Origin of the sequence: Halalkalibacter lacteus (assembly GCF_036663595.1) — a bacterium.
In the GTDB taxonomy this organism is placed as follows: Bacteria; Bacillota; Bacilli; order Bacillales; family Bacillaceae_D; genus Halalkalibacter; species Halalkalibacter lacteus.
This window is the reverse complement of sequence record NZ_JAWRVL010000013.1, coordinates 57,351-79,833: the sequence shown is the minus strand read 5'-3', so window position 1 is coordinate 79,833 and position 22,483 is coordinate 57,351. Positions and strand designations below refer to the sequence as shown.

Sequence of the window (22,483 nt, the reverse complement as noted above, 5' to 3'; positions counted from 1 at the left end):
AATGGTAAATTTATTATACAGCACAGTAAAAGAAAAAGGATAATCGTTCATTTTTGGTAATGAGCGATTACCCTTTCTTACAGCGCCAGACAGGAACTATGCTTACAAACCTCTGGACAACTTCTTCACTTTACCGCGTTACACTTTAGTTGAGTGGGGGGTCAGGCACGCGGAACTTCCAGGTTATTACACTGCTTGCCCAGTGACATTTGATCGTACAAAACTTAAAAGACAAGTTTTTCTGCTGCCTGCCAGCGATCTGGCACCCGTAGTCCAGATAGAGTATCAAGTTTTTATAGTGCCTAACCACCATTACTTCAACTTCATTTTACATAGCATAACGATCGACAGGTAGAAGCACAGGGACCGTCCCCGTGCTTCACATTACACTTCAGCTGAGTGGGGATCGGGAATACAAAAATTCGGAAAGATAAAATAAATAATAATGAAAAATAATTCCTAGTAATGTATAATATAGTCATAAAACAGTTAACGAATAAAAAAGACCAAGTGCAGCTAACACTCGGTCAGAACAACTACATGCCGCATGAAGAGCAGCTGACCAATTTTAAGTTTATACTGGAAAGAAGTAACCACCTACTCTTGGTCGGAGTGACGGGCGGTTACTTCTTTTTGTTGGTGACTAACGCGATGATCGCTACAATTGCGATAAACATTGTAACGATCAATACCAAATTGAAATAGCGTATTCATTGCTTCATATGTCACCATATTTTAACACCCCCCTTCAAAGGGAGTGCCAACCGCTCATCATCATTTGTAGTTGCTAAGATAAGTGTTAATCACGTTACTAAAATCTATTAAAATTTGATTAATTAAACCTAGATTTCCTACTTTGGCTCTTCACTTTATCACACTAACACGCCGGGAGGCAGAAACGAAAACCCAAAAATAATATCAATCAATATAAATAATTTCAAAATTAGAAGAAATTAAATTCATATCGTCCAAATTCCAATCAAAAATTAAAATTGCAGATTGTGCAGATTTATGTGAAAGAAGTCGTTTACCATTCTTAATAACCAAGCTTTCTGCTTCCCAAAAAGAAACAGTTTTATCTTCCCCAGTACGATTACACACAAATATAGGCAATCCAGTATCGATGGACCTGTGCTCCCACTCACCATTCGGTCCGTGCAAACCTGGCCCCCAAGATGAAGGAGCAACTAGGATCTCTGCCCCTTTAGTCAACAGTATATCCGCAATATTTTTTGTATAGGAATCTGCACATATCAATACACCAACTTTTATATACCCCAAATCTATTGGTTCAATAACCTCACCTGATGCAGACCAATTATCTACCCGTGCAATCTTATTTTGTTTTCCTATTAATTCACCTTTCTGATTAATCACAAAAACTGAATTGTATAGTTTATTATCCTGTTTTGATTTATCTGCACAACCAATAAATACAGTTGTTTTTAGCGACCCAACAATGTTATAAAAATGAGTCATCCATTTATCGGGTTGTTGTTTAATCCAATCAGTTCCAATAATATGAGTAAACTGTAATCCGCTAGTAGCTAATTCTGGAGTTATAACCCAATCCACATTTTTTTCTGATGCTTGTTTAACTGCCTTTTCTATAAGACTTTGATTATATTTAATATCACCAGCAATAGGTAATAAGTGCAATAAAGCAATTCTTATTTTCCTCACCAAACTCCTCCTATTGGGCATCTGAAATTTCTCCCATTAAGATAATATTACTATATTTTTTTACCTTTGGTGTGATTTGCCATAGTTTAATTTTGAATGGGAAGCAACGGGACGGTTCTTGTGCTTCCCTAATAATAAAGAGAAGCACTGTTAACAACCTCTCATGTAATAACTACCGTAAGGGTGCTGAGGCTGTGTCAATGTTTTTAACTTTATGAAGACCACGTTTTAGCTGGCATCCTATTATATTAAGTAGCCTCTTGTTCTATAGGAAGCACGAGAACCGTCCGAAATCAGTGAAAAAGTCGAAAACTATAACTTCGACTACTGTATATGGAAATCGGAACTTCAAACAGATACTACTTGTTGTATTTGGATTCCCTCTTTTTAATAGAGATTGCACTTTTTCACCAGTCTCGAAACGTCCCCGTGCTTCCCCCGCATGCTTCTTATTTTCGTTCTTTTTGTTACGAACATTCCTATTTTTGGTTATACTAGAAAAAAAGCAGCCCTTTAGAATGAAAGCGAGGAAGCGAAGCGATGCCCGATTTGACGTATCTTATCCTGCAAATATTAGCCGTTATTTTACCGATCTTTGTCTATCATACTTTTTTTGGTGAACGAATCATATACAAGAATTCAAGGGTTGTATCGATCTATGATTTCAGCTTTTGGTTCGTGGCTCTTTTGCTTTGTATGCTGCTGCCGACCTTTCTAACGACGGAGTACCGGTTTGATCTTAGAACGATTCCGATTACACTCGGTTTTTTATACAGCGGGCCGGTTGTTGGCTTTGCCCTTGCTTTTGTGTCGCTTGTCGTTCGGTTTTTCATGGGTGGTCTTGGGGGATTGTATCATTACCTCCTCGTCTTGTTGTTTTACCTTCCTGTCGTGTTGGTTGTGTTTAAATCCTTTCGTCATGCGAGTCCCAAAATAAGAATGGGGGTCTTTATCGGGTTATCCCTTTTTCCTTTTGTTTGCTCTTCGCTTGCTTTGTTGATTTTAGCCGATGTTTCGTTTCTTATCAGCTCTTTCAATGCAGGCTTTTTCCTCTATGTAACCGTTTGTGTGATTGCAAGTTGGACGGCTGTATTGTTACTTGAAACGATCCGGGAAAACAGGCAGATGAGGCTGTCGTTGCAGCAGGCTGAAAGGCAGAAGCTCTTACGTGATTTGACGAGTGTTTTTGCACATGAAATTAGAAACCCGATGCAGGTTGCTCGTGGTTTTCTGCAGTTCCTAAATGCTCCTGACTTGTCAACGGACAAAAAGAAATACATCGACCTTTCAATCGAGGAGTTAGACCGGGCCAATGGCATTATTAGCGAGTTTCTAGCGTTTGCCAAACCGCAAAAAGAGGAGATCGAACCAATCGAGGTAAGAACACAACTGTTGCGTGTGATCGACATGCTGCAAGGCTACGCCCAATCACAAAATGTCACGATTGAAGCGGACTTGCCCGAGCATTACCCGGTACTGGCTCATCAGCAAAAGCTCGATCAATGCCTTTTAAATATTTTTAAAAATGCGATTGAATCGATGCCTGATGGCGGTGTCGTTTCCGTTGCTTGTTCGTCAGTGCAACCACACTGCGTCACCATTGATATTACCGATCGCGGGATCGGAATGACAAAGGAACAAATCAATCAGCTCGGCTCGCCGTTTTACTCGCTAAAGGAAAAAGGCACAGGGATCGGTTTAATGGTCAGCTACCAAATCATCGAGTCCTTTCACGGCAAAATCACAGTTACGAGTGAAAAAGGAATAGGCACGACCTTTTCGATCAGACTGCCTATTAGCCGTGACTTATCATTATCTGTGGCGAACCGGGCTACTGAGAGTATGTAGAGGTACTTAGAAGTTAGTGGCATCCGAATTAAGGGAGCTGCCGTTCGATGGCAGCTCTTTTTCTTTTTGATAAATTTTATTAATTAGGGTATAGGGAACCAGTCCCCACTATCCCCTACACATTCTTCAGCCTTCTATTCACCATCTCAATAGAAAATTCCTCGTACCCTTGTCTGATCCCCCAGCTTCTCATATGCTCATAATCTGGATTCATCCGATCAGCGATGGCTGCGAGAAACTCATCATAACCTGGCTCTCCACCGACATCTTCTGGCGGTGCATCTCCCTCTCCGGCAAGGCAAACAGGATAGTTCACGTCATAATCATCAATCATTTCTTCCACAACAATGTGATGCTTCCAATCATCTCCAAAGTCATAGGTATACGTCATTTCAGCAGGAAGATAGTCTGTCAGCTTTTCTTCCGTTTCCATCTTCATCGGTATTCCGTAGTCATAACCAAACGCCTCTTTAGAACAGACTAGATTTACGAGCGGCTTACGACGTTCCTCACGACTCAATTTCGCATGGTCAAATGGCTTACTTGCATAAATATGAAACTCATGTAGATGAGAATCTTGCCAGCCAAATGTCGTTTGCAACACCTCATGCAAATCGGGGAACGTAATATTTTTCGGAACGACGATTTTTCGCCAAACATGATGGTTCTCCAGTTCCAAAGTAACATGAAGAACAACAGCGTCTGAATTAAAAATAGACCCTTCTAACCATTCCTCTAAATCGCTATACAGACCTTCATTCGGCCTTATATAATCATTCTTTCCGTCACCAACGATTAATCGGCTAGCCCTCTTACTCACCGTCGTTTGATAAAGAGACTCTTGGGTTAGTTCTCTTTCGTAAAAATAGGTATGATCACATGCCTTATTCAGTCTGGCAACAGTTGACCTATCCTTTGTCGTTGTAAACGTAATTTCCTTAGACTGAGAAAGAAACGACTTTATCACATCTTCCTTTATATTCTCTGCCCTAAAAGCTTCACAAATCGCTCGAGAAATCAACTCATCTAGTTTCTTGAAGTCCTTTGCTTTTAATCCATGAAGGATAATCACATATCGATTGCTGTCATTCATAAGCACAAGCGTTTTTCTCCTAGCCACGGTTAACAAATTCGCATGCCAAGAGAACAACGTACGTTCCTCATTAGCAGGAGATGGCTTTATCTTTAATTCATTTAACAGTTTCTTCGTACACTGAATTAGCACGGATCAACGCTCCTAACTATTTAAAAAATGCACACGTTTCACTCTGGCTTATCATAGCACACAACGTAAGAAGCACGAAAACTGTTTATTGCAGAATAAAAATGGCTCTTACACAATTTTGGTGAAACCTATGAATTCTTCTTCGAATTAGCATCAATTCTTCTTCATCACATATCATATCGATATTCTTTCGTAAGTAATTCTTCAATATCACTTTCATTATAATTAAGTTCTGAAAATGTGGTAGCCCTATTTTGCCGCATTATCATTAAGTACATTTCACATATAATTTCCTACCAGAAAGGACAAGTTATTTAGATAATTTCACTATACTATAACCAAAAACACTTATACCTGTATATGTATTTATATTGGTGAATAAAAGAAAGAGGGCACGCTTTTGGAAGCGCGAGAACCGTCCCCGTGCTTCAAGAATTCTAAATAAATAATAATGAAAAATAAGTCCTAGTCATGTATAATGTAGTTATAAACAGCTAAAGAATAAAAAAGACCGAGTGCTGTAACACTCGGCCAGTGCAACTACATGCCGCATGAAGAGCGGCTGACCGTTTATTTTAGATAGTTTTTGATGAGAAGTAACCACCCAACTCTTGGTCGGAGCGACGGGCGGTTACTTCTTTTTGTTGGTGACTAGCGCGACAATCGCCACGAATGCGATAAACATTGTAACGATCAATGTACCGAATTGGAATAGCGTATTCATTGCTTCATATGTCACCATCTATAAACACCCCCTTTCACAGGGAGTGCCAACCGCCCATCAGCTTATATAGTTGCTACGATAAGTCTAGCAAATCATTTTACTAAAATCTATTAATATTTAATTAATTTAAACTGTAAAAGAGGCAGGCACGAGGAAGCGCGGGAACCGTCCCCGTGCTTCCCTTTCCTCCTCCTTCTTTCGTTCACCTTGAATGTACTGTGTGATTTCCGATTCCTTTCTGTCTCCTTTTTCGTAGAGTAAAAGCCTCCCAGATCGCTTCATCTGAAATGTCTCTTTCTCCTTTCAAATCAGTAATCGTCCTAGCTAACCGAATCACTTTAATATGGACACGGTTGCTGAATCCTTGTTTCATACACAAATGTTTGATCATCTGCTCCTGTTTTTCTCGCAGGGGACTTGCTTTCACTAATCTCTCAAACGGCACTTCGCTGTTTGTCACTTGTTCCCCGTACCGCTGAAACTGCCTCTGTCTTGCCTCTTGAACCCTCTTTCTTACTTCTTCAGAAGTTTCATTTCCTGTTAGGTCATTCTGGTTTAACGAAACGGGCTTTAATGACAATAATATATCCATTCGATCACGAATTGGCCCTGAAACCCGATTTTGATAGGCTTTCACTTGCTTTTTTGAACATGTACAATATTGACGGTCTGACCCTAAATAACCACATGGACAAGGATTCATCGCGCCGATGAATAGAAACTTTGCTGGGTACGTGACGGTGGAATGAGCACGGCTGATCGTCACTTTTCCATTCTCAAGTGGTTGACGAAGCATATCTAACGTTTTCTTTGTGAATTCAGCTAGTTCATCTAAAAACAAAACACCGCGGTGAGCGAGTGATACCTCTCCAGGCTTTGGATGGGAACCACCACCGATAATGGAGACAGCTGAAGATGAATGATGTGGAGAACGACAAGGAGGTAGAAACGGTGACTCATTAGAGGCATCTGCTAGTTGGTAGAGACTCACTTTCTCTAGCTGAGCTTCTTTTGATAGCGGTGGTAAAATCGATGTGAACGTTTCAGCAAGAAGACTTTTGCCACAACCCGGCGGCCCATCCATCATGACATGATGAAAACCAGCAGCAGCAACTTCAAGAGCCCGCTTCGCAAATTCATGGCCGATGATTTGCCGAAAATCACGTTCATAACGAATCTCATGGTCTTCTAGTATTCTAGATGGACGTTGAAAGGAAAAAGGCTGACTGCCAGACAAATAGTCAAGCACATCTTGAATCGAGCTAACATAAACAAGATTGAACCCTTCTAACTCAACTTCTGGTATATTCGGATCATAAGGAAGATAGAGTGTCTTAAGCTTTAATCTCTTCGCAGCAAGGATAGCCGGAAGCATCCCTTGAACAGGAACGATCGAACCATCTAAGGACAACGCTCCGATAAATGCCGTATCACTCGGAAGTTTCACAGAAACAAACCCGCCACTCTTTAAAACGCCTAACGCAATCGCCAGATCAAACAAAGGACCATTTTTCTTTTGCTCAGCAGGCGAGAGATTCACGATCACCTTTTTATCGGCAAGAGGATGCCCCATCGTATGCATGGCTGCTAACACGCGTTCCCGCGACTCTTTTAACGATGCATCCGGCAACCCCACTATCACGACAGACTCCACCCCTTCCATTACCTGGACTTCAACCTGAACGAGATACCCCTCCAAACCTTTCAAGCCAATGCTATTCACTTTAACAGACAAATGAGTCCCTCCTAAACCGAATTTGATCATCATATATTATATTAAGGATTGTAACTACATAAGGAATCTAAACCTGTGTGGTCTTATTAAAAATAGAAAGAAAGGGAGTTTTCTTTGAAATGCTTTAAGGAGTCATTGATAGAAAATCGAAGGCAAAGAAGATAATCTTGTTTCTAGTATCTTATCATTCTCAAACTCAAAAAGGTACTATTACTATTCGACAAATCTCAGGTGGTGACAGGCACGCGATCCTTAGATTTAGAAACTTATGAATTTCGTTGTATAACATTCTTTTTTCCACTCCTACTCCTCACTTTCAATATACTAATCTCAATTATATTGAAAGTAGGTCACTTTAAGGTAAACTGTTGAATCTTATTTGTGAATTTCTGTTTACTCTTAATTGTGGAAAACTGTTTATTCTAGTTTATCGTTTACAAAGCACGAGAACCGTCCCCCGTGCTTCGAAGAAGTTATGTTAAACTTAGTTAAAATTTCAAAAAGGGGAATAGTAATGGATACTTTAACAATTAAAGAACTACAATCAAAAAATGAAATTTTAGAAGCATTTCCAGTTATGAAACAATTACGAACTCACCTTGATGAAGAGACATATCTCGATTTAGTTTTAGAGGCAAAAGAGAAAGATAGCTATAAAATGTTTGCTTTAATTGATGGAGAAAAAATAGTTGCAGTATCTGGTTTTAAGCCTATGATAACACTATATTACGGTAGGTTTGTGTGGATATGTGATTTAGTGACCGATACAAATAAGCGTTCAAAAGGGTACGGTGAAAAGCTACTTACATTTGTTCATGAATGGGCAAAAGAAAACAATTATGAAAGTGTTGCTTTGTCTTCGGGATTACAACGTACTGATGCACACCGTTTTTATGAAAATAGAATGGATTATGACAAAGTAAGTTATGTGTTCAAGGCGTCTTTGAAATAAGTTGATATTAGGAAGCAATGGGCCGGTTCTTGTGCTTCCCCGTAGTAGCTCTCTTATTCTAGAGGAAGCATGAGAACCGTCCCCGTGCTTCCTCTAAGCTAACAACCTTCGACAAATTTCGAGGAGTACCTGTGTACCTCTTCTTATCTATTGATAAGGTAACATCCCTATCCACTTGAATAATAAAAAAGAGAAAAGGACACAAAAGCGACTCCTCCAAATCTCGAAGTACCTTATTCACTTTACCGCGTTACACTTTAGCCGAGTGGGGGTCAGGCACCGGTACTCTAAACCAATGACCAATAGACTTTAGTAGCTACTGCATTTAATGGTAACCAAAATAAACACCATCAAATTTTTTAAAAATAATAGATGCTAATCTTATTTTCAATATATCTAATCTTAAATATCCATTTCTTACCCAGTAACTCCTAGTCCCATTCTCACACCATTTATTCTTCCTTATCTATCTTTCGTACCAATCCCTCGACAATCCGTCAATTTTACAGCATTCTAGCTAGAAAGCCGTCGAACGAAACTACTCAATATGTGAGAAGTTCCATGATATAATAGGTAAAATCACTTCACTCATACTAAAGGCAAAGCCGTTGAAAGACGGTAACGCAAAGCTAGAGGGGCTTCTAAACAATTGATTCATTGTTTCATGCCAGCCAGTTCCCGACTACTCCCATAGTCGAATGAGTGTTATAAAGGGGGATTATATGATGAAGCTACTTTGGCACAATGTTTGGGTTAATGTTAGTATGTACTTGTATAATCGGTGTGATTGTCAATTGAAAAGAGGAAAGTTATTTGAAAGGGCTTACTTTCACCAGGAGCAAATAATAAAACTGAAGACCGGCACCTGATTATCGGGTGTCGGTCTTCAGCTTGAAAGCTAACAAAGCAATAGATCTATGCGATCAAGAACAGATCATAGTATTCGGTTCACGTACAGGTGCAATCTTGTCTGTCTAAGCCTAGAAAAAGCACAAGGTTAAGATTCCTTGGTGCCGATAAACAGAAAAGTTACTGGTAGATAAGACTTGTAGCACGAGAACCTTCCCCATCCTTCCACAATTCCTACTTCACTAACACCTTTGCCCCAATCTCTTCTTCCACGACATTGACAATTTGTTGAACATAGTGCTCAGCTTGTTCTTCAGTCGGAGCTTCAACCATGACGCGAATGAGTGGTTCTGTACCAGATGGACGAACGAGTACGCGGCCGTCTCCTGCCATTTGCGCTTCTACATTCTTGATTGCTTCGACGATTCGTTCGTTCGTATCCATTTTTGATTTATCAGTCACTCGTACATTCTTTAATACTTGTGGGAACGTCTGTAGTTCTTCTGCAAGCTCGGATAATGACTTCCCTGTTTCTTTGACAATGTTGGCAAGTTGTAAGCCAGCAAGCATGCCATCACCGGTTGTAATATGGTCTAGGAAAATAATATGGCCTGACTGTTCACCGCCAAGAGTATATCCAGACTTCCGCATTTCCTCCATGACATAGCGATCGCCAACACCCGTTGTAGCACTTTGGATTCCTTGTGCTTCTAATGCTTTATAAAAACCTAGATTACTCATTACCGTTGACACGACTGTGTTATGCTTTAGTCTCCCCTTTTCTTTCAGGAACTTGGCACAGATGTACATGATCTTGTCTCCATCAATGATCGTTCCTTTCTCATCTACCGCTATTAATCGATCTCCGTCCCCATCAAAGGAAAGACCGATATCAGCACCTTTTTCACGAACAAAGGCAGCTAACGCTTCTGGATGAGTCGACCCAACTCCTGCATTGATATTCAACCCATCTGGTGAATCGCCCATTGCAGAAACATCTGCACCTAAGTCAGCAAAAAGCTTAGATGCTAAGTCTGAAGTGGCACCATGAGCGCAGTCAAGAGCGATGTTTAATCCAGTCAAGTCTCCTTCAATCGTATCTTTGAGGTAATTCAAATATGTTTGTCCACCATCCGAATGATCTACCACTTTTCCTATGTCAACACCTGTAGGGCGTGGCAAGTCATCCCTTTTGTTATCTAGCAATATTTCGATTTCTTCCTCTTGTGCATCAAGTAGTTTATAGCCATCTCCACCAAAGAATTTGATCCCATTATCTTCTACTGGATTATGAGAAGCTGAAATCATGACTCCTGCTTGAGCGCCTAACACCTTCGTTACATATGCTACTCCTGGTGTTGAAATCACGCCAAGCTGGATCACTTCTACTCGAATGGACAACAGACCTGATACAAGAGATCCTTCTAACATCTGTCCGGATACACGTGTATCACGTCCTACTACCACTTTAGGTTTCTTCGTATCTTTCGTTAACACATACCCACCGTAGCGGCCTAATTTAAAAGCTAGTTCAGGTGTTAATTCACTATTAGCTACACCGCGCACACCATCAGTTCCAAAGTATTTCCCCATGATTAATGCTCCTTTTTATCAATTACTATTTATTTTTTATGATAGACTTCCTTGTTGTTTCTGGATTAAAGCGATATTTCTCTAAAAGCTCCCCTAGTATCCCACATTGATGATACAACTGCTTATGCAAACATACTAGTTAGTCATTTGTAATTATATACAAGTCTACATGGAATTAATAGAGTAACAGGGATTTCTAGTGTTGGTAATTAATTGAGCGGATAAAGCGACCTATTTCACTATAGGGGAAGAGGGACGCGCGGGACCGTCCCCATGATTCACGAAGAACTCCAGGTAAATTTTTTATAAAAATTACCAATAACAACCATTTATCACACTTCAATGTGTTCTAACTCCCTTTTGCTAAATGGATAATTTAGTAAAAAAGGAGCAAGAATTTGAGCTTTGAAGGACAACTAAACATACTATTCGGGAAAGCTGTAAAGATTAGAAGAATGAAAAAAGGATGGTCAATCGAAAAACTATCGGAAAAGTCAGACGTTAGTGTGAATACAATTAGTAAGATTGAACGTGGAAATGTAAACCCTAAGCTTACAACGATTTACAAACTAGCAAATGGCCTTAACCTTAAACATCCAGAGGAATTACTTACCGAAGCAACGCTGGAATTATACGATGACATGCCCAAAATAGATTAGGGCACCCCTTGCCCTTTTTTCCCTCTTTCCATTCTAAGAGGAAATAAACCGCTCAGAAAGCTCCCCTGAAAGAAGGTGATGTCTCTCCCAACCCGAAAGCAACCTTTCATTTACTTCCTTTTCTTATGTAATCCAAATAAACAACAAAGCGAGGTATATGCGATGGAAAAAATAATACTAGAAGACTACGAAATTAACAGAGACACAGTTGCCCTACAACCAACAACCCATACCGACTATTACACAATCGTCATTGAGCGCGACCAAATCCTTCACGTCAAAAAAACGCCTCTACAACTCATCAAACAGGCACAAAAAGCAAAGTCCCTATTCCAATCAGTCCAAGAGAGAACATCTATGCCTTCCCAACCCACTCGCCAGAAAACTTCGAATGTAGCTGGATCTTCTACCACCACGTGAAGTCAATTAAAAAAGACCCCAAAATACCGAACCAAACAATCATCACCTTCAAAAATAACAATACCTTAACCCTAAACGTGTCGTTCTCCTCCATCGAGAAACAAATGCAGCGGACATCCCAATGCATCGTCGGTTACTTACAAAAATTTGTAAGTATGCCTCTTCCTTCAGAACATGGTGGAATGTTTAACTTTGGGTGGTCATAGCATTATCATTCTATACACAACCGCACCTGCGGAATCCAATGTAAAGTCGATGCAGAGGACGGTTCTTGGGGAAGCATAAGAAGCGTCCCCGTGCTTCTCCTTCTAACTCTTTGATAGCTGTAGGCTTCGGCGGCCTTCCTCTACCCGCCATAACTTTCACCTCCTCAATTGACGTTTTTTTGAACACGAAAAAAGGAACCTTCATCAGAAAGCTCCTTTGGTCTTCTAAAATATAATCTCCAGATAGATCATCTTTTCTGCATAAAACAATCTTTAAAATATGCAGAAAAGGATAATATGGGGTAGTTTTTATTCTTCAGAATCGTGATTTCGAATGTAAGCTGTATTTCGTCCAGCACCAACCTTGATAATAAAACCTGCCTTCAATAAATCTGAGAGTGCTTTTTCAATCGTTGTCACACTAATGTCTGGGCAAAGCGTAGCAATTTCGGCTTTTGATACCTTTCCTACCTTAGTCGCGAAAATATGGCGGACACGTTCTGCTTTAGTAAGCCCTTGATTCCGTATCGTTTCAACCCTACTGCTAAACTCTTTATAGGCACTTAGAATAACTCCTAGATAATATTTCACAAAAGGTGCATAGTTGTTTTTGCCTTCATGCCAGCCTTTTGAACTTTCCTCTAGGACTTCATAATAACTTTCCTTTGTTTTCTCAATAATCATCTCGATACTGATGTACTTCCCGACAATATACTCTTCTTGATAAAGGAGTAAAAGTGTCAGCAATCGGCTCATTCTTCCGTTACCATCATTGAAAGGATGAATGCTAAGAAAATCAAAAATGAACTTTGAGATTAACAGTAGTGGATCAACTTTACTTTGATTTACAGCTTTTAAAAACGTGTTGCAAAGTCCTTCCATAGCCTCAGGTGTTTCATATGCTGATAAAGGTTGAAAACGTACTCGCCGATTGCCTTCGCTGTCCACTTCTTCAATGACGTTATCGATATTTTTAAAACGCCCACCCATTGCAGAAGGACTATACGTATATAAATCTCGGTGCAACTGTAATATGACATTTGGCCTTACCCTGATGTACTCATAGTTTTCATGAATGGAGTTAAGTACTTCACGGTACCCAGCTATTTCTTCTTCATCGCGATTTTTTGGTTCTGCATTTTCTGCGACAAGCTCACTTAACCGGGCTTCCGTTGTGAAAATCCCTTCAATTCGGTTGGATGCACCAGTACTTTGGATTTTAGCTACTCTAAGCATAGCTTCTAAAACATCTGGCTGCGCCTCCATAAAAAGCTCTTGTTTGCCTTTGTATTCATGAATCGCTGAAATAAGGTTTACAATGTCAGGTGTATAAAGTTCTTTATCTATCTCAAAATAATCAAATGATCTCATTATTATCTACCTACCTTATCCGTTACCTTTCTGCATAAACAATACCATTATTTTATGCAGAAAAGCAACATGATATGCAGTTCTTTATCCTTTTATGCCCTAAAATCAGAATTATCCATGGTGCTTCCATATTTCCATTTTGTATTCCCTGTTAAAAACCCGCCAACGTACTTCTCCATCTTCAAGTTTAAAAACCAGCATTCCAGGCAATAAATCCAATTGCCTTTGAGAATACCCTGCATCCAATAGATCTCGTTTTTGTTCGAGTAGCAGTTCCATACCTCGCAAAGCATCAACGTTACCTTGTAATATGTGAACCTTGGCCAGTGTTCCTGTCCCTTACCACATTGATGTGTTAAAGTAATGCGAAAAATAAATTGGAGCATATGTTAAGGTGCCCGTCCTTCTTTATTACCACTTTATCTACTTGGTTTCAAGTCATCTCTTATTAGTGCTCTTAATGCATAATCTAGTTCGTACGCAACGATCGACTCCCTACGCCTTTCTTTCTCGTCCTCCTCAGCGTAAAAGCCTCCCAAATCGCTTCATCCGATATATCCCTTTCGCCTTTCAAGTCGGCAATCGTCCTGGCTAACCTGATCACTTTAATATGGACACGATTGCTGAAGCCTTGTTTTCTACACATCTGTTTGATCATCTGTTCTTGTTTCTCCAGTAGCTGACTTGCTCGCAGCAACCGTTCAAACGGCACTTCCCCATTCGTCACTTGTTCCCTATACCTGTCATACTGCCTCTGTCTTGCAACGATAACCCGTTGTCTTATTGCCTCAGAAGTTTCATTGCCTTGTAAGTCGCTTTGGTTTAAGGAAACGGGTTTTAACGAAAGCAAAATATCCATCCGGTCACGAATCGGTCCAGACACTCGGTTTTGGTAAGCTCTCACTTGCTTTTCCGTACACGTGCAATACTGACGTTCTGAGCCTAGAAACCCACACGGACATGGATTCATGGCCCCGATGAACAGAAACGTTGCTGGGTAGGTGACAGTCGAATGAGCGCGACTGATCGTCACTTTGCCATTCTCAAGTGGTTGACGAAGCATGTCCAACGTTTTCTTTGAGAATTCAGCTAACTCATCTAAGAACAAAACTCCGCGATGAGCAAGAGACACTTCCCCTGGTTTGGGATTCGAGCCACCTCCGACAATCGAGACGGCAGATGATGAATGATGGGAAGACCTGTACGAAGGGATAAATGAACATTCTTGGGACGCGTCCGCTAACTGATAAAGACTCACTTTCTCTAGCTGTGCTTCTTTTGATAACGGTGGTAAAATGGAAGGAAACGTTTCAGCAAGAAGGCTTTTCCCACAGCCCGGGGGTCCGTCCATCATCACATGATGAAAACCGGATGCAGCAATCTCAAGAGCTCGTTTGGCAAACTCATGACCGATGATTTGCTTGAAGTCACGTTCGTAAGCAACTTCATGATTTTCTGCAATTGGAGATGTCCGCTGAAACAAAAAAGGCCGAGTGCCAGACAAATAATCAAGGACATCTTGAATGGAGGACACATACACTAGCTCAAGCCCGTCTAGCGTCGCCTCTGGAATCGTAGGATCAAATGGCAAATAGAGTGTCTTAAGCAATAATTTCTTTGCTGCCAGAATCGCCGGAAGCATTCCTTGTACCGGAACAATCGAGCCATCAAGCGACAACGCCCCGATGAAAGCTGCATCAGCCGGTACTTTCATCGAGGCTTTCCCGCTACTCTTTAATACGCCTAGCGCAATCGGAAGATCAAATAACGGTCCATTCTTTTTCTGTTCTGCAGGAGAAAGATTCACGACCACCTTTTTATCAACAAGGGGGTATCCCATTGTATGCATCGCTGCTGAAACACGCTCTCGCGACTCTTTTACGGACGCATCAGGCAAGCCGACGATGACGATCGATTCAATTCCGTCCATGACCTGAACCTCCACTTGGACAAGGTAGCCCTCTAACCCTTTTAAGCCAATGCTATTTACTTTTATTGACACGTTGCTTCAACTCCTTCAATATGGTTGATTTGTCTTTCGATAGAACAAATTGTTGATAATGATCGTTTTTAGGATTTGAAAAATAGGAAAGGGTTCGTTTCGTTGTAACAAGGGGATCTTGCCGAGATGATAGGTAAGCTCGGTAGCTGCTCCACCGGTAATCTTGTGGTCTTTTTACCATGTGCGCTTCTAGAGGGTTTAGATGAATATACCGACTTACTTCTAAAAAATAAGCATCTTCTTTAATTAACTTGTCACCATACCTGCCTTGAAATAAATGACCGATATAGTGATGTTCTTTATTGAACCAAACCGCGTATCTAGCATGGAGTTCTTTCATAATGTCTTTGATGTGGAATTTGGATGTTTCAATTTGGAGGTGGATATGATTGGTCATGAGGCAATAGGAGTGTAAATGGAAAAGATATTGGGATTTCACGTCTGCAAGAATGGCTAAATACGTAAGGTAATCATTTCGATTTTCAAACAAAGCCGTTCGCCTGTTTCCTCTTGCTGTAATGTGATAAATAGCACCAGGATACCAAACGCGATGTTTTCTTGACATGGCACACATCCTTTCGTTTTGCTCTGTATTAGTAGCAATGCCTCCTTGTACAAATGGTAAATTTATTATACAGCACAATAAAGACCTACGCCACACTAAATATTTGAATTTTCAGTCTTTAAATATTAGAACATTCCCCTACACACCTGGTATAAGAAAAGGGGGAAGGATAATCGCTCCTTTTTGTTAATTAGCGATAATCCTTTCTTACTCGCAGGCACAGGAACGACTCATTCAAATCTCGAGATGACTTTTTCACTTTACCGCGTTACACTTTAGCCGAGTGGGGGTCAGGCGCGGTACCACACGTATGTAATCCAAATAAACAACAAAGCGAGGTATATGCGATGGAAAAAATAATACTAGAAGACTACGAAATTAACAGAGACACAGTTGCCCTACAACCAACAACCCATACCGACTATTACACAATCGTCTTTGAGCGCGACCAAATCCTTCACGTCAAAAAAACGCCTTTACAACTCATCAAACCCGCATGCTTAGAAGGTGGAGCCTCCTACAATGGAAGGCGCGAAGCCGTCATCTATCAAACAGGCACAAAAAGCAAAGTCCCTATTCCAATCAGTCCAAGAGAGAACATCTATGCCTTCCCAACCCACTCGCCAGACAACTTCGAATGTAGCTGGATCTTCTACCACCACGTGAAATCAATTAAAAAAGACCCCAAAATACCGAACCAAACAATCATCACCTTCAAAAATAATAATACCCTAACCCTAAACCTGTCGTTCTCATCCATCGAGAAACAAATGCAGCGGACATCCCAATGCATCGTCGGTTACTTACAAAAATTTGTAAGTATGCCTCTTCCTTCAGAATATGGTGGAATGTTTAACTTTGGGTGGTCATAGCATTTTCATTCTATACACAACCGCACCTGCGGAATCCAATGTAAAGTCGATGCAGAGGACGGTTCTTGGGGAAGCATACGAACCGTCCCCGTGCTTCACGTCCCCTCGTCAATGAATTAACGCACTAAAGCGAATTATCCCAAAAACACACCCGCCAAGCCATTACAGCTCAACGGGCGTCTCTACTCTAAATAAATCTAATTTCATTTAACTCTATAATACTCCACATACCAATCCGCAAACTCCTGCAATCCTTCCTCAATCGAAGTCTCCGGCTTAAACCCAACTGCCTTCTGCAACAAATCAGTCGAAGCATACGTAGCTGGTACATCTCCCGGCTTAATTGGCTCGAAGTCCTTCTTAAAGACTACCTCTTTACCCATGGCTTTACTTAAAACTTTCTCAAGCGTTTCGATAAATACCATCAACTTCTCCGGATTGTTATTACCAATGTTATAAACAGTATGAGGAACAGTTTCAGTAGAAGGTTTACCGATAAGACGTTCAATTCCTACCACAATGTCATCGATATAAGTAAAGTCACGATAGAGGTCATTCTCAAAATCACCATTATTAAAGATCTTGATTGACTCACCAGCAAAATACTTATCAGTAAAGCCAAAGTACGCCATATCTGGTCGTCCCATTGGGCCATAAACTGTAAAGAAACGAAGTCCAGTAGCTGGAATCTTATATAGGTGGCTATACGTGTGTGCCATCAATTCATTTGATTTCTTCGTAGATGCATATAAAGATACCGGATTGTCTACAAAATCAGTTTCTTCAAATGGAACTTTCTTATTCGCTCCATAAACAGAACTCGATGATGCATAGACAAGATGATCAACTGGGTTGTATCTGCATGCCTCAAGGATGTTATAGAAACCAATAATATTGCTTTGAATATACACATCTGGATTCTCGATTGAATAACGAACCCCAGCTTGAGCAGCTAGATTTACGACAATATTCGGCTTGTACTGTTCAAAGATGTCTGTAATCAGAGATTTGTCCGAAATATCCCCTTTAATAAAGGTAAACTTCTCATTAGACTCCAATTGTTCCAAACGAGTATACTTAAGATTCACATCATAGTAATCATTAATATTATCTATACCTACCACTGTACAGCCCTGTTCTAGTAGTTTCTTAGATAGAAAATACCCAATGAAGCCTGCTGCTCCAGTAATAAGGTAGACTTTACTAGGATCTAACGCTTTGTAATTCAATGTTCTTCGACTCCTTTATACTTTCTCTACTTGCAGGTTGCCGTCCAATAGAGTGATACTCCACTCCTGCTTCTTTCATTTCAGCAACACTATAAATATTTCTTCCATCATAAACTAAAGGAGTTCTCATCATCTTTTTATACGCTTCAGGAGTCACCGCCTTTACTTCTCCCCACTCAGTAAAGATAAAGCAAACATTTGCACCTTCTAACGCACCCTCTATGTTATCAACATAGGTGATGCTACCTTTGCCATTCTTACCTTCTGGGTGCACTCTAGCAAAGTTCTCCGCACCAACAGGGTCGTAAGCATAAATATCCGCTCCTTGTTCTAATAATAAAGGAACATTCTCAAGCGATGCTGCTTCTCTTAAATCGTCCGTTCCTGGCTTAAACGTCAATCCTAGCACAGCTACCTTAAGACCGCTAAAGGTAATAAGTCTCTTTCTAGCTTTTTTGTATAACATCGTCTTTTGTTCTTGGTTGACATCTATCGCTGCCTTAACTGTTTTAAGCTCATAACCATTCTGTCTTGCTATATTCTCTAATGCCTTTGTATCCTTAGGGAAGCAAGAACCACCATATCCAATTCCTGCATTTAAAAACTTGCTTCCGATACGCTCATCATAGCTCATTCCTTTGGCTACATCTTGAATATCTGCACCAACTAGTTCACAAAGGTTCGCAATATCATTCATATAAGAAATTTTAAGAGCCAGGAAGTCATTCGATGCATATTTGATCATTTCTGCTGATCTTCTATTAACGGAAACAACAGGCAAATTGAATGGCTCATATAGCCCCATAAGGATGTCTTCAGCCCATTTACTCTCAGTTCCGATAATAACTCTTTCCGCATGTAGCGTATCGTGTACAGCTGAACCTTGTGCCAAGAATTCCGGGTTTGAAGCTACTTCTACTCTTACATCATTTACTAAGAAGTCTTGAATAAACTGCTCAACTTTGTCATTCGTTCCAACGGGGACTGTTGATTTTACAACAACGAGGCAGTCCTTTTCTACTGATTCAGCAATTTGTCTTGCGACGGTTGCAATATAAGAAAGGTTTGCTGAACCATCTGGTTGTTCCGGGGTACCTACACCGATAAAAATTGCGTCTGCATCCTTGTAGGCTGATTTATAATCTGTTGTATAGTCAATTCTACCTGTAGCATAATTTTTCTGCATTAATTCCTGCAAATTTGCTTCATAGATTGGTGAGACCCCAGATTTCATTAGATTCACTTTTTCTTCATCAATGTCAACACAGGTTACTTGATGACCGACTTCAGCAAAACATACACCTGCTACCAAGCCGACATATCCTGTTCCTGCTACTGCTATTTTGTACATGTTTATCCCTCGCTTTTTTTCTTAATTAGAATGAATCTTTATTAAAAAGCATAAAAACGTCCAAAGAATTAGGACGCTATTGAAGACTTCAAACACTGAATCTGTTTTTTTAAATGGTTAAAATGTAGTTTTATTATTTTACATCACGAAATTCAAATCGGGAAGCAAGAGAACCGTCCCCGTGCTTCCGGCTTCCCGTAATCAATTCTCCCAGCTGCATAATTTTTCTGCATAAATTCTTGCAAATCTGCTTAATAGATTGGTGAAACTCCAGACTTCATTAGATTCACTTTTTCTTCATCAATATCAACACAAATTACTTGATGACCGACTTCAGCAAAACATACACCTGCTACTAAGCCGACATAACCTGTTCCTGCTACTGCTATTTTGTATTTAGTTACTCCTACCTTTATTCTTTTATTTGTATAAATCGGACTTGGGGCGCCTTTTATTGTAATAGTCAAAATTCCAATTCACTAATAAGACACTACCGCATCGGGGGTCAAGCACACTAACTATTAAGTGCCGTCACTACAGCTTTTATACTTCGGAATGTGATAGGCACGGTTCTTAAGAGAGAATTCCGATAAATATAAATCTATAATATTATATTTTATATCCCCGTTAACCCACAAATCAGTCTGATTTGTGGACGAATAATTACTTGATTTCTAAGCACTTTTCAAAAATCGTTGTGGGATTATTCTTTTGCTTGAGTCAATTAATTCTACTCTTGTTTTTGGAAATAAAAATAGGATAACAAAATAAAATAAGGCACATAAAATTATCGAGAACATACTCCATAACACATTTTGACTAAATGATTGCAAAATGTACCCGAACAACCCCATCGCACTCACAGCTAGCATAGATGGAGAGACATTTCTAATCGTTTTTATAACTGACATTTTCATAACAACTTTCATGATTGTTAAATGAACTATTACAAACTGCATTCTTATTAACGATCTAGCAAATATTAAAGGCCAAAAACCGTATTTTCCCGCAATAATACAAGTCGGTATTAATACTATAAGATGCAACACTTGTGCTAAAAATGATAATTTAGGTCTCCCTTTTGCTCGATATACTTCACTACAAAAATGACCAAATACAATCATTATGGCACTAGTTAAAGCCCAAATACCTATGACATTACTCGCTTCCCCCCATTGATTACCTAGCAATAACTGTGTTGCTAAATCACTATATAAAAAAACGCCCACACCTAATGGAAACACTAGTATGGCTATAAGTCTTTGAAACTTGAAAAACATACTATTAAATTTACTGTCATTATTTTGCAATCTTGATAATGCTGAAAATAAGATTGGAACTGTTGCAGCTGTTATCAATGCTAATAATGAATTAACCATCATCGTAGATGTTTTATATATTCCTAAGTAATATTCATTCAAGAAATAAGCTATAATAAAAGTATCAATCCATACAGTTAGCCATATTGAAATTGCTTCTATTAATGTCCAAATACTGAAAGACAACATTTCTTTTAAGGTTTTGAAATTATAATAAAGCTTAGGCTTCCATTTTGATTTTAGTGTAAGAAGTACTGCATTAAAGAGTTGCATACAAATCATACCAATAACTAACGACCAATAACTGAATCCCATTATAGCTAATGGGATGGTTACTATAAAGGGAATCATAATTGCAATAACTCGTACTGTGAAAAGGGTTTTAAAATCAAAATCTCTTCTGAATAATGCCATTTGAATACTTGAAAAAGACGTTAATGGTAACTGAATACAAGCTACAATAATCACTATTCCAAGTCCAGGATTCCCTACCATTGTAGCAATTTGTTCATTGAATAACGCGATGATCCCCCATAATAAAAAAGAAAGAACTAAATTTGTCCAAAATGCCACATTTGCATTGATATACCTTTCTTTTACACTTTTAAATTCACGTTGCACCAAGTATTTTTGAAATCCTGCATCTGTGAACATATCTACAAAACTAATAATCATTGTAATTGTTGCAATCACACCAAATGCTTCTGGTGCAAGAATTCTTGCCAATATCATGTTCGTTAATGGTACTATTATCTTCGCAATTATCTCAGTAATAGTTGACCATTTAGCTCCAGTAGCAATTTTTTTCCCTAACTGCTTATCTTCCACTTTTAATTTCTCCTTTTATTACTTCATTAATAATTCTCGATAAGCTTAGCTTAATATGAAATAACGCAAAAGAATATTTTTGTGTGGCCATCTTTTAGATTAATTTATCCCATCAAGATTTAACCAATTACCCATTTCTTTCTCAAACTCGATAGATTTTATTTTCCCCATGCCACTTTGATGAAAAAACGTAATCTCACCAAATATAATCTTTTCGTTAATAAAATAAAAATCAACTCTTGTATGCGGAAAACCCGTAGATATTTTTCTACTTAAATTAATCATTTCATCTAATTTAGTTGGTTTATCTACTTTAATAGATAATTCTTTAGGATACGATATTTCCCCTTCCATGAAGTTCCAGTCCAAGTCATATAAGTTTCTTCTGGTTTTTTGTTTATTGGTTATACTAAAATCAACTGAAATAAACTTAGGTTCACCATTAAAACAAAAAAAGCGATAATCTCGTAGTTCAGCCCCCCCCTCTTGCTCAATAAATTTTTCACTTATAATTCTAGGCTTTATTTCTTTATAAACCCATTCACGATTCTGCCAATAATAATTATTCTTAAACCATCTTTTCATTTTTATTAATTCTTCATTCCAATTAATCTGTGTTTTATCTTTACAAATAAGGTTAAAGCCTGACCCGTGAGTTCCCTTTAACACAAAAGACTTCGGTAACTTATCAATGTTAATCTCATCTACGGAATCATATACTGCATAAAGTTCGTTTAAATACTCGTCTCCAATACGCTCTTTTATAATGTCCCTTACTTCATATTTGTCAGCACATTTAGTCGCCAGAGGATCTCGCCAATTTATTTTTAACCATTGCAATTTATCATTAAAATATACTGGTTTTTCTAAATCTACCTCCCTACCTACCCTTTCCTTGAACCTTTTTCTAATTAGCCTTTCATCTGATATTAAATTCTTATAATAGAACTCTTTCAAAAAATCATAGAGAGGTACAATTTGTTCATTTTTCTTTAAAGCACTTAATATCGACATTTTATTTTACACCGCCTTATTATTAACAACACCTTGCC

At 39.2% G+C, this 22,483-nt stretch carries 17 protein-coding genes, 2 pseudogenes and 1 riboswitch; of the genes and pseudogenes, 5 read left to right on the top strand and 14 right to left on the bottom strand.

Features of this window, described 5'->3' with window-relative positions:
• Window positions 1-597 precede the first annotated feature (597 nt).
• Window positions 598-732 carry a hypothetical protein gene (locus SAZ04_RS11455; RefSeq protein ID WP_332695187.1) on the bottom strand — a complete coding sequence of 45 codons (135 nt, stop codon included), beginning with the start codon at window positions 730-732 and terminating at the stop codon, window positions 598-600.
• Window positions 733-918: 186 nt separating this feature from the next.
• Window positions 919-1,683 carry a carbon-nitrogen hydrolase family protein gene (locus tag SAZ04_RS11450; RefSeq protein ID WP_332695185.1) on the bottom strand — a complete coding sequence of 255 codons (765 nt, stop codon included), beginning with the start codon at window positions 1,681-1,683 and terminating at the stop codon, window positions 919-921.
• A 540-nt stretch (window positions 1,684-2,223) separates the two neighbouring features.
• Between SAZ04_RS11450 and SAZ04_RS11445 the strand changes: the two genes are divergently transcribed.
• Window positions 2,224-3,531: an ATP-binding protein gene (locus SAZ04_RS11445; protein ID WP_332695183.1), complete on the top strand. Its 1,308-nt coding sequence runs from the start codon at window positions 2,224-2,226 to the stop codon at window positions 3,529-3,531.
• Window positions 3,532-3,646: 115 nt separating this feature from the next.
• Here SAZ04_RS11445 and SAZ04_RS11440 read toward each other — a convergent pair whose 3' ends face one another.
• From SAZ04_RS11440 to SAZ04_RS11430, 3 genes are all read right to left on the bottom strand, one after another.
• Complete coding sequence (locus tag SAZ04_RS11440) at window positions 3,647-4,756, bottom strand: plasmid pRiA4b ORF-3 family protein (RefSeq protein ID WP_332695181.1); 1,110 nt, start codon at window positions 4,754-4,756, stop codon at window positions 3,647-3,649.
• 631 nt (window positions 4,757-5,387) lie between these two features.
• Window positions 5,388-5,498, bottom strand: a complete 111-nt coding sequence (locus SAZ04_RS11435) for a putative holin-like toxin (protein ID WP_332695179.1) — start codon at window positions 5,496-5,498, stop codon at window positions 5,388-5,390.
• A gap of 184 nt (window positions 5,499-5,682) precedes the next feature.
• Entirely contained in the window at window positions 5,683-7,215 is a 1,533-nt protein-coding gene (locus tag SAZ04_RS11430) for a YifB family Mg chelatase-like AAA ATPase (protein ID WP_332695177.1), read from the bottom strand.
• A 514-nt stretch (window positions 7,216-7,729) separates the two neighbouring features.
• Between SAZ04_RS11430 and SAZ04_RS11425 the strand changes: the two genes are divergently transcribed.
• Window positions 7,730-8,167, top strand: a complete 438-nt coding sequence (locus SAZ04_RS11425) for a GNAT family N-acetyltransferase (RefSeq protein ID WP_332695175.1) — start codon at window positions 7,730-7,732, stop codon at window positions 8,165-8,167.
• Window positions 8,168-8,755: 588 nt separating this feature from the next.
• Window positions 8,756-8,850: riboswitch (cyclic di-GMP riboswitch) on the top strand.
• Between the two features lie 400 nt (window positions 8,851-9,250).
• Here SAZ04_RS11425 and glmM read toward each other — a convergent pair.
• Window positions 9,251-10,609: a phosphoglucosamine mutase gene (gene glmM / locus SAZ04_RS11420; RefSeq protein WP_332695173.1), complete on the bottom strand. Its 1,359-nt coding sequence runs from the start codon at window positions 10,607-10,609 to the stop codon at window positions 9,251-9,253.
• 398 nt (window positions 10,610-11,007) lie between these two features.
• Here glmM and SAZ04_RS11415 point away from each other — a divergent pair, with 398 nt between their 5' ends.
• Both SAZ04_RS11415 and SAZ04_RS23455 read left to right on the top strand, forming a co-directional pair.
• Window positions 11,008-11,268 carry a helix-turn-helix domain-containing protein gene (locus tag SAZ04_RS11415; protein ID WP_332695171.1) on the top strand — a complete coding sequence of 87 codons (261 nt, stop codon included), beginning with the start codon at window positions 11,008-11,010 and terminating at the stop codon, window positions 11,266-11,268.
• A gap of 78 nt (window positions 11,269-11,346) precedes the next feature.
• Window positions 11,347-11,894: pseudogene (locus tag SAZ04_RS23455) on the top strand (competence protein ComK).
• A gap of 309 nt (window positions 11,895-12,203) precedes the next feature.
• On the opposite strand, the gene SAZ04_RS11410 reads toward SAZ04_RS23455, so the two are convergent.
• The 3 genes from SAZ04_RS11410 to SAZ04_RS11400 all read right to left on the bottom strand — a co-directional run bounded on the left by SAZ04_RS11410 (window position 12,204) and on the right by SAZ04_RS11400 (window position 15,832).
• Window positions 12,204-13,265 carry a Fic family protein gene (locus tag SAZ04_RS11410; protein WP_332695169.1) on the bottom strand — a complete coding sequence of 354 codons (1,062 nt, stop codon included), beginning with the start codon at window positions 13,263-13,265 and terminating at the stop codon, window positions 12,204-12,206.
• A 469-nt stretch (window positions 13,266-13,734) separates the two neighbouring features.
• A complete protein-coding gene (locus SAZ04_RS11405) occupies window positions 13,735-15,267 on the bottom strand; it encodes a YifB family Mg chelatase-like AAA ATPase (RefSeq protein ID WP_332695167.1) in 1,533 nt (510 codons plus the stop codon).
• The gene (locus tag SAZ04_RS11400) at window positions 15,248-15,832 is read right to left on the bottom strand and encodes a transposase (RefSeq protein WP_332695165.1); all 585 of its coding nucleotides are present in this window, start codon (window positions 15,830-15,832) and stop codon (window positions 15,248-15,250) included. Before SAZ04_RS11400 ends, SAZ04_RS11405 begins: the two co-directional genes overlap by 20 nt.
• A gap of 347 nt (window positions 15,833-16,179) precedes the next feature.
• Here SAZ04_RS11400 and SAZ04_RS11395 point away from each other — a divergent pair, with 347 nt between their 5' ends.
• A complete protein-coding gene (locus SAZ04_RS11395) occupies window positions 16,180-16,704 on the top strand; it encodes a competence protein ComK (protein ID WP_332695163.1) in 525 nt (174 codons plus the stop codon).
• 203 nt (window positions 16,705-16,907) lie between these two features.
• On the opposite strand, the gene SAZ04_RS11390 is transcribed toward SAZ04_RS11395, so the two are convergent.
• From SAZ04_RS11390 to SAZ04_RS11370, 5 genes and pseudogenes are all read right to left on the bottom strand, one after another.
• A complete protein-coding gene (locus SAZ04_RS11390) occupies window positions 16,908-17,933 on the bottom strand; it encodes an SDR family NAD(P)-dependent oxidoreductase (protein WP_332695161.1) in 1,026 nt (341 codons plus the stop codon).
• Window positions 17,908-19,284 carry a UDP-glucose dehydrogenase family protein gene (locus SAZ04_RS11385; protein ID WP_332695159.1) on the bottom strand — a complete coding sequence of 459 codons (1,377 nt, stop codon included), beginning with the start codon at window positions 19,282-19,284 and terminating at the stop codon, window positions 17,908-17,910. Before SAZ04_RS11385 ends, SAZ04_RS11390 begins: the two co-directional genes overlap by 26 nt.
• Window positions 19,285-19,538: 254 nt before the next feature.
• Window positions 19,539-19,700, bottom strand: a pseudogene (locus SAZ04_RS11380) (hypothetical protein); the annotation flags it as partial.
• A gap of 258 nt (window positions 19,701-19,958) precedes the next feature.
• Window positions 19,959-21,431 carry a lipopolysaccharide biosynthesis protein gene (locus SAZ04_RS11375; RefSeq protein WP_332695157.1) on the bottom strand — a complete coding sequence of 491 codons (1,473 nt, stop codon included), beginning with the start codon at window positions 21,429-21,431 and terminating at the stop codon, window positions 19,959-19,961.
• Between the two features lie 99 nt (window positions 21,432-21,530).
• A complete protein-coding gene (locus SAZ04_RS11370) occupies window positions 21,531-22,445 on the bottom strand; it encodes an ATP-grasp fold amidoligase family protein (protein ID WP_332695155.1) in 915 nt (304 codons plus the stop codon).
• Between the last annotated feature and the right edge of the window lie 38 nt (window positions 22,446-22,483).